14 protein-coding genes and 2 tRNA genes are annotated in these 14893 nt (G+C 39.9%); 4 read left to right on the top strand and 12 right to left on the bottom strand.

Annotated features, from left to right (window positions below):
* Positions 1 to 1311: restriction endonuclease subunit S (locus tag ACT2CV_RS05235; protein WP_464974049.1), on the top strand; the 1311-nt coding region annotated here is incomplete at its 5' end.
* Between the two features lie 101 nt (positions 1312 to 1412).
* Here the strand turns inward: ACT2CV_RS05235 and ACT2CV_RS05230 are convergent.
* The 6 genes from ACT2CV_RS05230 to mutY form a co-directional block, all read right to left on the bottom strand.
* Positions 1413 to 2258 carry a 23S rRNA (adenine(2030)-N(6))-methyltransferase RlmJ gene (locus ACT2CV_RS05230; RefSeq protein WP_464973223.1) on the bottom strand — a complete coding sequence of 282 codons (846 nt, stop codon included), beginning with the start codon at positions 2256 to 2258 and terminating at the stop codon, positions 1413 to 1415.
* Positions 2259 to 2329: 71 nt separating this feature from the next.
* Positions 2330 to 2405, bottom strand: a tRNA-Asn gene (locus ACT2CV_RS05225).
* Positions 2406 to 2410: 5 nt separating this feature from the next.
* Positions 2411 to 2486 (bottom strand) — tRNA-Phe (locus tag ACT2CV_RS05220).
* A 170-nt stretch (positions 2487 to 2656) separates the two neighbouring features.
* A complete protein-coding gene (gene mltC / locus ACT2CV_RS05215; RefSeq protein ID WP_464973224.1) occupies positions 2657 to 3733 on the bottom strand; it encodes a membrane-bound lytic murein transglycosylase MltC in 1077 nt (358 codons plus the stop codon).
* A 5-nt stretch (positions 3734 to 3738) separates the two neighbouring features.
* Positions 3739 to 4017 (bottom strand): oxidative damage protection protein, encoded by a 279-nt coding sequence (locus tag ACT2CV_RS05210; RefSeq protein ID WP_464973225.1) that lies wholly within the window; start codon positions 4015 to 4017, stop codon positions 3739 to 3741.
* Positions 4018 to 4019: 2 nt separating this feature from the next.
* Complete coding sequence (mutY, locus tag ACT2CV_RS05205; protein WP_464973226.1) at positions 4020 to 5132, bottom strand: A/G-specific adenine glycosylase; 1113 nt, start codon at positions 5130 to 5132, stop codon at positions 4020 to 4022.
* 150 nt (positions 5133 to 5282) lie between these two features.
* Between mutY and trmB the strand changes: the two genes are divergently transcribed.
* Positions 5283 to 6041 (top strand): tRNA (guanosine(46)-N7)-methyltransferase TrmB, encoded by a 759-nt coding sequence (gene trmB / locus ACT2CV_RS05200; RefSeq protein WP_464973966.1) that lies wholly within the window; start codon positions 5283 to 5285, stop codon positions 6039 to 6041.
* 73 nt (positions 6042 to 6114) lie between these two features.
* On the opposite strand, the gene ACT2CV_RS05195 is transcribed toward trmB, so the two are convergent.
* The 3 genes from ACT2CV_RS05195 to ACT2CV_RS05185 are packed head-to-tail and all read right to left on the bottom strand — an operon-like array spanning position 6115 to position 9516.
* The gene (locus ACT2CV_RS05195) at positions 6115 to 7419 is read right to left on the bottom strand and encodes a sodium ion-translocating decarboxylase subunit beta (protein WP_464973227.1); all 1305 of its coding nucleotides are present in this window, start codon (positions 7417 to 7419) and stop codon (positions 6115 to 6117) included.
* A 15-nt stretch (positions 7420 to 7434) separates the two neighbouring features.
* A complete protein-coding gene (gene oadA, locus ACT2CV_RS05190) occupies positions 7435 to 9225 on the bottom strand; it encodes a sodium-extruding oxaloacetate decarboxylase subunit alpha (RefSeq protein ID WP_464973228.1) in 1791 nt (596 codons plus the stop codon).
* Between the two features lie 27 nt (positions 9226 to 9252).
* Positions 9253 to 9516: an oxaloacetate decarboxylase subunit gamma gene (locus ACT2CV_RS05185; protein WP_464973229.1), complete on the bottom strand. Its 264-nt coding sequence runs from the start codon at positions 9514 to 9516 to the stop codon at positions 9253 to 9255.
* Between the two features lie 207 nt (positions 9517 to 9723).
* Between ACT2CV_RS05185 and ACT2CV_RS05180 the strand changes: the two genes are divergently transcribed.
* The gene (locus ACT2CV_RS05180; RefSeq protein ID WP_464973230.1) at positions 9724 to 11661 is read left to right on the top strand and encodes an ABC transporter ATP-binding protein; all 1938 of its coding nucleotides are present in this window, start codon (positions 9724 to 9726) and stop codon (positions 11659 to 11661) included.
* A complete protein-coding gene (locus tag ACT2CV_RS05175) occupies positions 11658 to 11990 on the top strand; it encodes a DMT family transporter (protein ID WP_464973231.1) in 333 nt (110 codons plus the stop codon). Before ACT2CV_RS05180 ends, ACT2CV_RS05175 begins: the two co-directional genes overlap by 4 nt.
* 73 nt (positions 11991 to 12063) lie before the next feature.
* Here ACT2CV_RS05175 and gnd read toward each other — a convergent pair whose 3' ends face one another.
* The 3 genes from gnd to pgl all read right to left on the bottom strand — a co-directional run bounded on the left by gnd (position 12064) and on the right by pgl (position 14857).
* Positions 12064 to 13518: a decarboxylating NADP(+)-dependent phosphogluconate dehydrogenase gene (gene gnd / locus ACT2CV_RS05170; protein WP_464973232.1), complete on the bottom strand. Its 1455-nt coding sequence runs from the start codon at positions 13516 to 13518 to the stop codon at positions 12064 to 12066.
* A 28-nt stretch (positions 13519 to 13546) separates the two neighbouring features.
* Complete coding sequence (locus ACT2CV_RS05165; protein ID WP_464973233.1) at positions 13547 to 14065, bottom strand: hypothetical protein; 519 nt, start codon at positions 14063 to 14065, stop codon at positions 13547 to 13549.
* Positions 14066 to 14158: 93 nt separating this feature from the next.
* On the bottom strand, positions 14159 to 14857 hold the full coding sequence (gene pgl, locus ACT2CV_RS05160; protein ID WP_464973234.1) for a 6-phosphogluconolactonase: 699 nt from the start codon (positions 14855 to 14857) through the stop codon (positions 14159 to 14161).
* Between the last annotated feature and the right edge of the window lie 36 nt (positions 14858 to 14893).

The raw sequence follows: 14893 nt of genomic DNA, 5'->3' as shown, positions 1-14893 counted from the left end.
GGGCTAAAGCCCATCCTACGGTTTCTAGGGGAAGTTTGCGGAATGGTAGTCAGTTATATTAGGTTTAATGATACGGAAATTGAATTTATTGATGGTGATCGGGGAGCTAATTATCCAAAGAAAAAAGACTTTAGCTCATCAGGCTATTGTGTTTTTCTAAATACTGGAAACGTTACGTCTGATGGTTTCAATTTTAATAAATTAGATTTTATTACCAAAGAAAAAGATCAATTATTAAGAAAAGGAAAATTAATTAACCGAGACATTGTGTTAACAACTCGTGGAACAGTTGGGAATGTTGCTTATGTTTCAGAAAATGAATTATATAAAAATATACGTATTAATTCAGGGATGGTAATAATCCGATCTAATTGTTCAAAATATGATCCTTATTTCTTATATTCATTTTTTAGGTCTGAATTATTTAAAAAACAATGTGAATATAATGGTTCTGGTTCAGCACAGCCACAATTGCCTATTTCAGCTTTAAAAAATATATCATTTCCAAATTTTGATTTACAAACCCAACAAAAAATCGCCCAAGTGCTTTCCACCTTAGATCGCAAAATTGCCCTCAACCAACAAATCAACGCCGAACTGGAAAAAATGGCAAAAACCCTGTACGACTACTGGTTTGTGCAATTTGATTTCCCCGATGAAAACGGTAACCCCTACAAATCATCAAGCGGCGAAATGGTGTATAACCCTGAGTTAAAAAGAGAAATACCGAAGGGGTGGGAAGTGAAGAAATTGGGGGAAATAGAGAATAATATCATTACAGGAAAAACACCCTCCAAAGCTAATATTGAAAATTTTAATGGAATTATTCCATTTATTACGATTGGTGATATAAGAGGGAATACTTTTATTGTAAAAACTGATGAAACGTTAACGGAATTAGGTGCAAGTACACAAAAAAATAAATTTTTGCCTGAAGATTCTATTTGTGTAACATGTATTGCTACCGTTGGCTTAGTTGGATTTACAACAGAATTATCACAAACCAACCAACAAATAAATTCAATTATTTGCTCAAGTCCGTATAACAAATATTACTTATATTTTTCTATTTTAGATTTTTTCACAGTGTCGGGAGCAAAAACAGGAAATACGTTTGCCAATATGAATAAAACTGATTTTGAAAATATCAGATTTATAAAGCCGAATGAAAAGGTATTAAAAGATTATTATGATTTGGTTAATCCTATATTTGAGAACATAAAATCTAATGCAAAACAAACCCAACAACTCACCCAACTGCGAGATTTTCTCTTGCCGATGTTAATGAATGGGCAGATTGAGGTGGAATAGCTTTGGCAAAAAAGGACGCCAGCGTGATCTGCCCCCAAAAAGTTAAACTGATTTAATTCAAGGACTGAGTTCTGTATTCCACCGCACTTTTCTTTCATCTCTTACTCAGGCGTGATCCATTTCACTGTCCAACTTGCAGTTCCCTCGGGTACAAGTTTTTTTGCCAAATAAGGTAAGATGGTTTTCATTTGCGTTTCTAATTGCCAAGGCGGATTAATCACTATCATGCCACTTGCTGTCATGCCACGTTGATCACTATCAGGACGCACAGCTAATTCAATTTGCAAGATTTTACGAATACCTGTTGCTTCAAGACCTTTTAGGATGCGTTTTGTTTGTTGGCGTAACACTACAGGATACCAAATCGCATAAATACCTGTGGCAAAACGTTTATAGCCTTCTTCAATAGCTTGAACGACCAAATCATAGTCTTCTTTTAGCTCATAAGGCGGATCAATTAATACAAAGCCTCTGCGTTCTTTAGGCGGTAATGTTGCTTTAAGTTGTTGAAAACCGTTTTCACGCTTAGTACTGAAATTCTTATATTCTTTAAAATTATTTCTCAGTAGTGGAAAATCTGTAGGATGAAGCTCTGTTAATAAGGCGCGATCTTGTGGACGCAACATCAATGCTGCGATTAAAGGCGAACCCGCATAATAACGTAACGCTTTGCCACCACCATTAATTTCCTGGATAAGATTGATATAACGCTGTATGTCTTCCGGTAAATCAGTTTGTGACCATAAACGCCCAATACCCTCTTGATACTCCGCCGTTTTTTCTGATTCTTCACTAGAAAGACGATAGCGTCCAACACCAGAATGGGTGTCTAAATAATAAAACCCTTTTTCTTTTTGTTGTAAACTTTCGATGATCAACATTTGTACGATATGTTTTAATACATCTGCGTGATTACCTGCGTGGAAACTATGGCGATAACTTAACATTTTGCCACCTTAAATTTTGGAATGATAAATAAGCGAAAACCCTGATGATTTCTCATCAGGGCTTCTGAATATGGCTCCTCCTGCGGGACTCGAACCTGCGACATATGGATTAACAGTCCACCGTTCTACCGACTGAACTAAGGAGGAATAGATGGTGCCTCGAGGCGGAATCGAACCACCGACACGGGGATTTTCAATCCCCTGCTCTACCGACTGAGCTATCGAGGCGTATAACACTCACTGCGTCAATACGGGGCGTATTAAACCGTATTTAAGGGATGAGGTCAATAGTTATTTACAAAAAAAATGAAAATTTACTTCAGTTGCCGATTTAATATGCAATTTGCGATTATTAAATAAAAAACGCATAGGTTTTCAGCCTATGCGCTTTTTTATAATTATCTTACTCGGCGATAACTTTTTTGTGCTTTATCCACTTTTAACAAGTAATTTCTTGCCTGTGAAGATGGATGTGCTGTTGTTAAAATGCGATAAACTTGCTCTGGTGACATACGATTAATACGATAAATCGCTTCATCCTTATCACGATCAAATACGCGTAATACTGCGCCTGCGCCACTATTGTAAGCGGAAATCATGGCATAACGCATCGAAGTTGGATTTTCAATGCCTAGCAAGTATTCATTTTTCAACAACCACAAATAAGAAACACCAGCATCAATATTTTTCGCAGGGTCAAACAAATAGCTCTTACTTGGCTGTCCACTGATACCTTTCATTTTGAAAATATCACGCCCCGCAGAATGTGGTACCACTTGCATTAATCCCATCGCATTCGCATAGCTAATTGCATAAGGGTTAAAACTCGATTCCGTTTGCATAATACCTAAGATAAGGCTTTCATCAATACCATATTGACGCGATGCTTTACGGATAAATGGTAAATATTTTCTTGCACGTACATTAACATGGTTAGCAATCATCTGAATCGCAACAAATTGCACTGTACGCCCATTATTTAAACGGCGTTTTTGCAATTTATTTTGAATTAAATAAGTCGCAAAATCACTGGCAATATTAATGTTGTTAATTGACTGACCAAAATGGTTGACTACCTGCCCAACTAAGAAAGGGCGACTACTAATCGGAGTATCACCTGAAGCAAATAAATCGATACCTTTTGCATCAGAACCCATCAACAAAGTATGCACAATCGCACTATGCAAGCGATTCAAATCAGAGAGAGTTTCAATTGTAATTTGCCCTTCTTCAAAGCTAATATGGCTACGCGTATAGTAACTGTCCGTATATTTCACATAGTCTTTTCGGCTTGCCACTAACAGTTCATTCACGCCCCAAATTTGATCGATATTTTGAGAGAATTGCCCAGTTAATAAATCTAAACCATGGGTATCTTTTGCGAAGGTTTCATCGCCGCGACGTTCACTCGACGAACAAGCATATAAAAAAGGAATAATGAGCCAAACGGCCAATTTCTTAAAATTCATTTTCATTGGAATTAGTTTTCTTGTGATGGTGGAACATAGCCTTCAATATGCACGTCTTTACCTTCAAATAAGAAGTTGACCATTTCTTGCTCTAATAATTGACGATGTTCTAAATTCATCATATTTAATTTTTTTTCATTGACTAACATTGTCTGTTTTTTGATCCATTCAGACCAAGCTTGTTTACTAATATTATCAAAAATACGCTTACCCAATTCGCCGGGATACAGCTGAAAATCAAGTCCTTCAGCTTCCTGTTTTAAATACGCACAGAATACGTTTCTTGCCATAATTATCGTCCTTTTTGAAATTCAATTAATAGATTTTTGACCGGCGTAGCGAGCCCAATCGGTTCAGGATTGCGGGAATCATACCAATATTTAGCCTGACTGCATACAGTAGATTGATATTCTGCTGCATTTTCTTGAATTTTTTTCCAATCCGTACGATCTTCGTCACATATTTTTACATTAAGTTCCGCATAAATTGGGTAAATATCCAAATGAAAATGGCTAAAGGTATGACGAAAACTCGTCCATTCTTGATAATGAGAAATCCCCTGTTCAGCAAGATAATTAAATACGTCTTGCTTAGAAGAAAATTGAGGAAAACAATATAATCCACCCCAAATGCCAGATTGCTCACGTTGTTCCAACAAAACTTTATCTTGATCCGCTAAAATCAAAAAATAACTCGTGCGTTCGGGCAATTGCTTTTTGACTTTTTTATTGGGGTAATCTTTCCAAGAATTCGTTAAATTTGCACCGCACTTTTTCTGCAGCGGGCAAAGTTCACATTTCGGTTTCGTCCTTGTACAAACCATCGCGCCGAGATCCATCATGGCTTGATTAAAATCTGCCACCTGTTCAATTGGCGTAACTTCGGCACTTCGTTGCCAAAACGCATTTTCCACTTTCTTTTCGCTCGGCACGCCCTCAATTTGAAAATAACGCGCTAATACACGTTTCACATTGCCATCTAAAATAGGATAAGGTTGGTTCAAAACAGAGGACAAAATGGCACCCGCAGTACTTTGCCCAATCCCAGGTAAATCCCAAACTTGTTGAAATTCAGAGGGGAATTGACCCTGATATTGATCGCGAATAATTTGTGCGGCTTTATGTAAATTGCGCGCCCTTGCGTAATAACCAAGCCCTGTCCACAAATGCAAAACTTCATCTAAAGGCGCATTTGCCAAATCGGAAACCGTCGGAAAGCGAGCCATAAAACGTTCAAAATAAGGAATCACTGTGGCGACTTGCGTTTGCTGCAACATGACTTCCGACAACCAAACACCATAAAGGGTTTTATTTTGCTGCCAAGGCAAATGTTTACGTCCGAATTGGTGATACCAATTTAAGACGGATTGGGCAAAAGGGGCATTAACGGAAGATTGAGCCTGCATAACTATTCAAAGTGCGGTGAAAAAAGAAAGAAGAATTCTAGCATAAATCAGCGCTTTGAGATGACAAAACCTCTTCAAAATCCACCGCACTTTTCATTTGGAGCTAAAATTCGTATAATCCACGCAATTTTGACTAATGTGAAACCAGCAATGAATACATCAAAAACCAGCTTTGCGGATCAAAAACGCAAAACCGTAGAAACCGCAGAATTTACTGAAGATGGACGCTATAAACGCAAAGTACGCAGTTTTGTACTACGCACTGGGCGTTTGAGTGAATTCCAGCGTAATATTATGAATGAAAACTGGGCAGACTATGGTTTAGACCACCAAACAAGCCACTTTAATTTTGAACAGATTTACGGAAACTCCTATCCCGTTATCTTAGAAATTGGTTTTGGTATGGGCAAATCGCTAGTGGAAATGGCGGAGCAGAATCCAGATAAAAATTATTTAGGCATTGAAGTACATACGCCTGGTGTGGGAGCTTGCTTAGCCTATGCTTTAGAGAAAGGAGTGAAAAATCTACGTGTGATTTGTCATGATGCGACAGAAATTTTGCGTGATTGTATCGCGGATGGTGCATTGGCTGGCTTACAATTGTTTTTCCCTGATCCTTGGCATAAAGCAAAACATCATAAACGCCGTATCGTTCAACCGCATTTCGTAGAAACTGTCACTCAAAAATTGGCGAGCGGTGGTTTTATCCATTTTGCAACGGATTGGCAAAATTATGCAGAACATATGTTAGAGGTGCTACAAAGCATGGAAAATCAAGTAGGCATTTATAATACTTCGGCTACGAATGATTACATTCCGCGTCCTGATTTCCGCCCTTTGACGAAGTTTGAACAGCGAGGACATCGTTTAGGACATGGCGTTTGGGATTTATATTTCATTAAAAAATAATCCAAATAAAACCGCACTTTAGGTTTGCTAAAAGTGCGGTTTATTTTAACAAAGTTTTAGTTTTCAGCTCAGACTATAGCAAAGCGCCAACGTATTTCAACATCACCCCTGCAGCAATCGCAGAGCCAATTACGCCAGCCACATTTGGTCCCATGGCATGCATCAATAAGAAGTTTTGATTATCGGCTTCTAAACCTAATTTATTAGATACACGCGCCGCCATTGGTACCGCAGAAACCCCAGCAGAACCAATGAGTGGGTTGATTTTATGCTTGCTAACCTTATTCATTAATTTCGCCATTAACACACCACAACCTGTACCGATACCAAAAGCAACGATACCGAGCAATAAAATACCCAAGGTTTGTGGTTGTAAGAATTTATCTGCCACCAATTTGGCACCAACAGATAAACCTAAGACGATAGTAACAATATTAATCAAGGCATTTTGTGCAGTATCACTCAAGCGATCCACCACACCACTCACTTTCATAAGGTTACCAAAACAGAACATACCCAATAATGGTGCTGCATCTGGCAACAATAACGCAACTAATAACAATAGAATAATAGGGAATAAAATTTTCTCTCTATTACTTACTGTACGCATTTGCGTCATACGAATTTTACGTTCTTGTTGAGTGGTTAATGCACGCATAATTGGCGGTTGAATCAATGGCACTAACGCCATGTAAGAATAAGCCGCTACGGCAATTGCGCCTAATAATTCAGGGGCAAGTTTACTGGCTAGATAAATCGCTGTTGGACCATCCGCACCACCGATAATCCCAATTGCTGCAGCTTGTGGTAAGGTAAAATCAATAACACCAAGCCAGTTCAATCCTAGCGCACCTAATACGGTGGCAAAAATACCAAACTGTGCTGCCGCACCCAGCAATAAGGTGCGTGGATTAGCTAATAGCGGACCAAAGTCCGTCATTGCACCAACACCCATAAAAATGATGAGTGGCGCCACGCCATAGCCAATAGCCACCTTGTAGAATAAGGCCAAAATACCTGAGCTATAACCTAAATCGCCCGCTAGCACTTCTAATTCATTATGCACTGACATTGGCAAATTGGTTAACGCTGCTTTAATTGCACTTGGCTCAGCAACTGCGCCAATTTTCGCTGCGACAATGCTAAGTTGTTCAGTCGTACCGCTATGCAAGAGATTATCTAATGCGGTCATTGCCATTCCTGCTTCAGGAATATTCGACAGCAATCCACCAAAGCCAATAGGTAGCAACAGTAATGGCTCGAATTTACGTGCTATCGCTAGCCAAAGTAACACAAGGCTAACGATAATCATCACTGCTTGCCCCCATTCAAGGTGCATTACGCCTGTACCTTTTAATAGAGCAATAATACTTTCCATCACAACTCCTTAAGTTTAGGCAATGGTCATTACAGTGTCGCCAACAGCCACAGTATCGCCAGCTTTCACGCTGACATTACGCACTGTTCCACCTTGGCTTGCACGCACTTCGGTTTCCATTTTCATGGCTTCAAGGATAAATAATACATCACCTTCTGCAACAGTTTGTCCTTCCGATGCCACCACTTTCCAAATATTACCTGCCATTGGTGCAGTTACTGGTGTACCACCTGTTGCTGCTGGAGCTGCAGTCGGTGCTGGCGCCGGAGCCGCTTGTGGTGCGATATTAGTAATATCACCGCCTTCGCTCACTTTCACCACAAAGGCTTTACCTTCTAATTCCACTGTATAGACTGCAGAACCTGAAGCCTGTTTAGCTGCTGGTGTAGAAACTTGTGGTTTTTGCACCGCACTTTCTGCTGTAGGCGCTGGTTCAAAGGCATCTGGATTACCACGATTTTCAAGAAATTTCCAACCAATTTGAGGGAATAACGCCACAATTAACGCATCATCAATTGCATTGTCTGCTAATTTAATGCCTTTTTCTTGTGCTGTTTGTTTGACTTCCGCCTCAATTTTCGCCATTTCAGGTTCAATATGATCCGCTGGGCGATCTGTAATTGGTTGACCACCTTCCAATACGCGTGCTTGTAATTCCGCATTCACTGGCGCTGGTGTACGACCATATTCGCCTTTTAAAATGCCCGCTGTTTCTTTCGCAATGGTTTTATAACGTTCACCCATTAACACATTGATTACCGATTGTGTTCCCACAATTTGTGAGGTTGGTGTAACTAACGGAATGTAACCTAAATCTTTACGAACACGAGGAATTTCTTCCAATACTTTGTCTAATTTATCTGAGGCATTTTGTTGTTTTAACTGACTTTCTAAGTTCGTCAACATGCCACCCGGCACCTGCGCCACTAAAATACGACTGTCAACGCCTCGTAATTGACCTTCAAATTTCGCGTATTTTTTACGCACATTACGGAAATAAGCCGCAATTTTTTCTAATCTTTCAATGTTTAAACCTGTGTCAAATTCGGTATTTTGTAAAGTCGCCACAATGGATTCTGTCGCTGGGTGACCATAGGTACCAGACATTGAAGAAATAGATGTATCCACACCATCTACACCAGCTTCAATCGCTTTTAATAACGCCATTTCAGACATACCTGTCGTTGCATGGCAGTGTAAATGTAATTGAACATCAAAACGTTTTTTAATTTCGCCTACTAAACGTGCAGCATCCATCGGATTTAAAATACCCGACATATCTTTAATGACTAAACTATCCACACCAATTTCTAATAATTGTTCTGTGGTATCTAACCAAGTTTGTAACGTATGAACTGGGCTTGTGGTATAGCTCAAAGTACCCTGTGCATGTCCGCCATGTTTACGCACAGCCTGTAATGCCGCTTTCATATTGCGCGGGTCGTTCATTGCATCGAATACGCGGAAAACGCTCATGCCATTTACTACACAGCGCTCAACAAAACGATCCACCACATCATCAGCATAATGACGATAACCTAATAAATTTTGACCACGCAATAACATTTGTAATGGTGTTTTCGGGCAAGCTTTTTTCAATTCACGTAAACGTACCCAAGGATCTTCACCTAAAAAACGAATACAGCTATCAAAAGTTGCGCCACCCCAAGCCTCTAAAGACCAATAACCAATATCATCTAACTCGGCAGCAATCGGTAACATATCATCTAAGCGCAAACGTGTTGCAAAAAGTGATTGGTGAGCATCACGAAGTACTACATCAGTTATTTTAATTTTCTTAGTCATAATCAAATCCTTCTATTTTATTTAGCCTTAGTTTAAACCTTGAGAACGTCGATGATGTGCGATTGCAGCAACAATCACAGGGCGCAAGCGGTCTAAATCATTCGGTGGGGTTGAAAGTGCGGTTGAATTTTGTGAAGTTTTAGGTTGGGTAACAGGTTCAGGGAAATAACGATTTATGAGTTTTGACATCAGTCCAATTGCCCAAATTAAAATAAGCAAGAAAACCAATACAAACCCCATCCCTGAAAACATCAGGTTAAGTCCTTCTCCGAAAAGTTCTGCTGAGGTCATATTTCTATCCTTATCATCAACAATAAGAGCTTTATTGTACCCATTTTAGCGATGAAAAACTGTGATGCAGATCAAATTCGAACAATTTGTTAGCAAACTAAAATCGGTTCCAATTTGATTTTGCAGAAAAATGTACAAAAAACCGAAAAAACATTACAATTCCGCCTAGCAATAACAATATCAACCCTCCAATTTATTGGTTTCATAATGATTTTATTCTCAAACTTATCCTTAAAACGCGGTCAAAATTTACTCCTTGAAGATGCCAATGCAAGCATTAATCCAAAACAGAAAGTCGGATTAGTAGGCAAAAACGGCTGTGGAAAATCATCACTCTTTGCATTATTAAAAAAAGAATTACAACCTGAAGGCGGAGATGTGAATTATCCATCAAATTGGGCTGTCTCTTGGGTAAATCAGGAAACGCCTGCATTGGATATGTCCGCTTTGGATTATGTGATTGAGGGAGATCGTGTTTATTGTTCATTACAAAATGCCTTAGCAGAAGCCCATGACAAAAATGATGGCAATGCTATTGCACATATCCACGCGCAATTAGATACCATTGACGCTTGGACTATTCAATCGCGTGCATCAGCTTTATTACATGGTTTAGGTTTTTCACAAGAAGATTTGCAACGTTCGGTCAAATCCTTTTCGGGTGGTTGGCGCATGCGCTTAAACCTTGCACAAGCCTTACTTTGCCCTTCCGATTTATTGTTATTAGATGAACCCACCAACCACTTGGATTTGGATGCAGTAATTTGGTTAGAACGTTGGCTGCAACAATATCAAGGTACCTTGGTGTTAATTTCTCATGACCGCGATTTTCTCGATCCTATCGTGAATAAAATTTTGCATATTGAACAACAGAAAATTTATGAATATACCGGCGATTATTCTAGTTTTGAAATTCAGCGGGCAGAAAAATTAGCGCAACAAACCGCACTTTATCGTCAACAACAAGAAAAAATTGCGCATTTGCAAAAATACATTGATCGCTTTAAAGCAAAAGCGACTAAGGCGAAACAAGCTCAGAGCCGCGTAAAAGCGCTCGAAAGAATGGAACGAATCAGTCAAGCTCATGTGGATAATCCGTTCACCTTCCATTTCCGCGAGCCCATTTCTTTACCCAATCCTTTAGTGATGATTGAAAAAGCCAGCGCAGGTTACCTTGTGGATCAAAGTGCGGTGGAAATTTTACAAAAAATCAAACTCAATCTCGTGCCTGGCTCACGCATTGGTTTATTGGGTAAAAACGGCGCAGGGAAATCCACCTTAATTAAATTATTAGCAGGCGAACTGACTGCACTTTCAGGCAATGTTCAGCTCGCTAAAGGTGTACAACTGGGTTATTTTGCGCAACATCAACTGGATACCTTGCGTGCGGATGAAAGCGCGCTATGGCATTTGCAAAAATTAGCGCCACAGCAAACCGAACAAGAATTGCGCAATTATTTGGGTAGTTTTGCTTTCCATGGTGATAAAGTGAATGAATTAGTGAGTTCTTTCTCTGGTGGAGAGAAAGCACGTTTAGTTCTCGCCTTAATTGTGTGGCAACGCCCGAATTTATTATTACTGGATGAGCCAACCAACCATTTGGATTTAGATATGCGCCAAGCACTCACTGAGGCGTTAGTGGATTATCAAGGTTCATTGGTTGTGGTATCGCACGATCGCCATTTATTACGCAATACAGTGGAAGAATTTTATCTTGTGCATGATAAACAAGTGGAAGAATTTAATGGCGATTTAGAGGACTATGCAAAATGGCTTAATGAAGTAAACGCACAAGAAAAACGGGAAAGTGCGGTGAAAAATGAGCAAGTTTCCCCATCAAACAATGAAAATTCAAGTCAGCATCGCAAAGAACAAAAACGTCGTGAAGCGGAACTACGTCAGCAAACTGCGCCATTACGCAAACAAATTGATAAATTGGAACAACAAATGGCGACTCATACTCAGCAGTTAGCCGATATTGAGCAACAGCTAGCAGATACAGATCTCTATCAAGCAGAAAATAAAGAAAAATTAACCGCACTTTTAAACCAACAAATGCAATGCAAAAAGTCTTTGGAAGTAGTAGAAGCAGATTGGCTTGAAGCGCAAGAAGCTTTGGAGCAATTAATGGGAGAACAGCAATGAATCCATGGTTTTTGCTCGCCTGCGCTATCTGTATAGAAGTTGTCGGAACAAACTGCATTAAAGCAAGCGAAGGTTTCTCAAAACCCTTGCCCACAACGGTAGCAATTGTTGCCTTTGTTATCGCTCTTTACTTGCTTTCCATTATTACCAAAAGCTTGCCTATTGGGATTGTATATGCCGTATGGTCGGGCGTGGGCATTATACTGACTACTGTTGTTGCCTATTTCGCTTTTGGGCAGAAACCCGATCTTGCTGGTAGTATTGGCATAGCGATGATTATCGGCGGTGTATTAGTGATTAACCTCTTTTCTGGTGGTGCAAACCACTAAAAGTGCGGTGGATTTTTCTTTAGTTTTAAAATAACAAAGCGGACAATTGTCCGCTTTATGTTTACTGGATAGGTTACACATCATAAGTCGTTGAAGCGGTGTTTCCGCCACGGCCAGTCCAGTTGGTGTGGAAGAATTCGCCGCGTGGTTTGTCGGTACGTTCGTAGGTGTGCGCACCGAAGTAGTCACGCTGTGCTTGCAATAAATTCGCTGGCACTTTCTCGGAAGTGTAACCGTCTAAGAAGGTAATCGCACTTGCCATACAAGGCATAGGAATACCCACTTCAATGGATTTCGCCACCACTTTACGCCAGTCTGCCAACGCATTTTCTAAAATGCCTTTGAAGTAGTTGTCTGACCCCAAGAACACCAAATCAGGATTGGCTTCATAAGCATCACGAATGTTGCCTAAGAAACGGCTGCGGATGATACAACCTTCACGCCATAACAACGCTGTTGCTCCGTAGTTGATGTTCCAACCGAAGTTTTCAGACGCTTCACGAATCAGCATAAAACCTTGGGCATAAGAGATGATTTTTGACGCCAATAACGCTTTACGCACCGCTTCGATCCACACTTTTTTGTCGCCTTCCACCTTGCCAATGGTTTTATTGAACAGTTTAGATGCCGCCACACGTTGATCTTTAAACGATGACACGCAACGAGCGAAGACCGATTCGGTGATCAGTGTTAATGGAATACCAAAGTCTAACGCATTGATACCAGTCCATTTACCTGTGCCTTTTTGACCAGCGGTGTCTAAGATTTTTTCCACCAACGGTTCGCCGTCTGCGTCTTTATAGCCCAAAATATCCGTTGTAATATCAATCAGATAGCTATCTAGTTCGGTTTTTTTCCATTCAGCGAAAATTTGTTGCATTTCATCATAACTCAAACCCAAACCGTCTTTTAAGAATTGATAGGCTTCACAAATTAACTGCATATCGCCGTACTCAATGCCGTTATGCACCATTTTCACGAAATGCCCAGCCCCTTCTTTGCCAACCCAGTTACAGCAAGGCTCGCCTTTGTCGGTTTTAGCTGAAATCGCTTGTAAAATAGGTTTCACATATTGCCACGCTTCTTCGTTACCGCCTGGCATAATGGACGGTCCGTGACGCGCCCCTTCTTCACCGCCTGACACGCCAGATCCCACAAAGCGAAAGCCTTTTTCTGCTAAGGCTTTCACGCGGCGGTTGGTATCTGGATAGTTCGAGTTACCGCCGTCAATAATGATGTCGCCGGCTTCCAAGTGCGGTAGCAATGCCTCAATAAATTGATCCACCACATCACCCGCACGTACCATTAACATCACTTTGCGTGGTTTTTCCAATTTAGCTGCCAAATCTTCCAACGAATAGGCACCGATAATGTTCGTGCCTTTCGCCTCCCCTTCCAAAAACTCGTCCACTTTTGATGTGGTACGGTTATACGCCACCACTTTAAAACCGTGGTCGTTCATATTCAGAATTAAATTCTGCCCCATTACCGCTAAACCGATAACGCCGATATCGCCTTTTACTGACATTTTTTGCTCCTAAATGTATGTTTAAATGTTATTTAATAACAGGAATAGCATCTGGAAATATTAAGAAACATTCCCCGTTTTCTCTCTCTATTTCACTGATAATACCTTGAACTTCTATTTTTTCCTGTTTTTCTATTTTTTCTTTTGCCCACTCTGAATAAAATGAGTCGTAAATTTTTCCAAAATCTCCAATAACGTAAGTATTATCATCTAGTTTTAAAAGCATTCTCGCTCTCTTTTGATATTCCGATCTTTGTATATAATCACCAGGAAAAAGGGCACTATATTCTCTAACTATAATTAAAAACTCTGGAGAATCATATTTTATTGGAGTTCCTGTTATTGTAATCAATGCATTCGTATAATCTATTTCTGTATTTTTGCAGATTTGTTGTGGAGTATCGGTTATATTAGTTTTCACTTTATAATTTAAAGCGGATGTAAAATCTCTAACTTTTGATTTTATCGAGTTAAATGAACTATAAAAAGTTTTGTTTGAGCAAGCAGATAGCAATAAGACAGTTAATAAAATAGATTTAAATTTCATATATGTTCCTTAACTTAAAAAAACTTTATTATGATTACATATTAAAATTATTTTTAATAGTTTTACAAATTTTTCTCGAAATCTTACCCGTTGTCATAACAACTTCGCAGCCTCTTTATCCAAAATCCACTCCGTTACGCCATTTTTTGCTTTGATTTTAGCGGCTGGGTAAGGCAAGTTTTCTGCTGGTGTGGTTTGAATTTCTTTTAGAATTTCTGCTTTTGAACCACCTGTGACCAAATAACTAACCCGTTTGGCTTTTTTGATAAGTTGAGCGGTTTTGGAAATGCGGATTTGCCCTGTTTCGGGGTGTTTAGCAATCACGGCCACATTCGGATCGTTAAAATCGGTTTGGTTTGGGAAAAGCGATGCCGTGTGCCCGTCTGTGCCCATTCCTAAAATGATCCAGTCAAACTCAAGGTTAGGAACACAATCCGTCAGTTCTTGTGAAAATCTTGCAAGTTCTTGTTCCACAGGCTGTTCGCCACGAATGCGATGAATATTTTGGGCTGGGATTTGGATATGATCGAACAACAATTTTTGCACTTCGCCGTAGTTACTTTCGGGATCGTTTGGCTCGACCATTCGATCATCGCCCCACCAAAAATGCAGATTTTCCCACCGCACTTTTTCGGCAAAAGACGATTGAGCGAGCGTTTTAAACAGCAGTTTTGGCGTTGAGCCACCTGAAAGGGAAATATGCACAGGGCGGTTTTGTTGGCTGTATGTGATAAATTCTTGGGCGATTTGCTCAACAGCGTGTTGGGCGGTGTCAAAAATGTGGGTGTTCATTGCTATTCCTTTTTATTGGACGCCAGCGTGGCGTCC

Origin of the sequence: Reella acinonychis (genome assembly GCF_052384575.1) — a bacterium.
In the GTDB taxonomy this organism is placed as follows: domain Bacteria; phylum Pseudomonadota; class Gammaproteobacteria; order Enterobacterales; family Pasteurellaceae; genus JBQSUQ01.
Note: the sequence above shows the minus strand (reverse complement) of the source record. Positions and strands in the feature narration are given on the sequence as shown.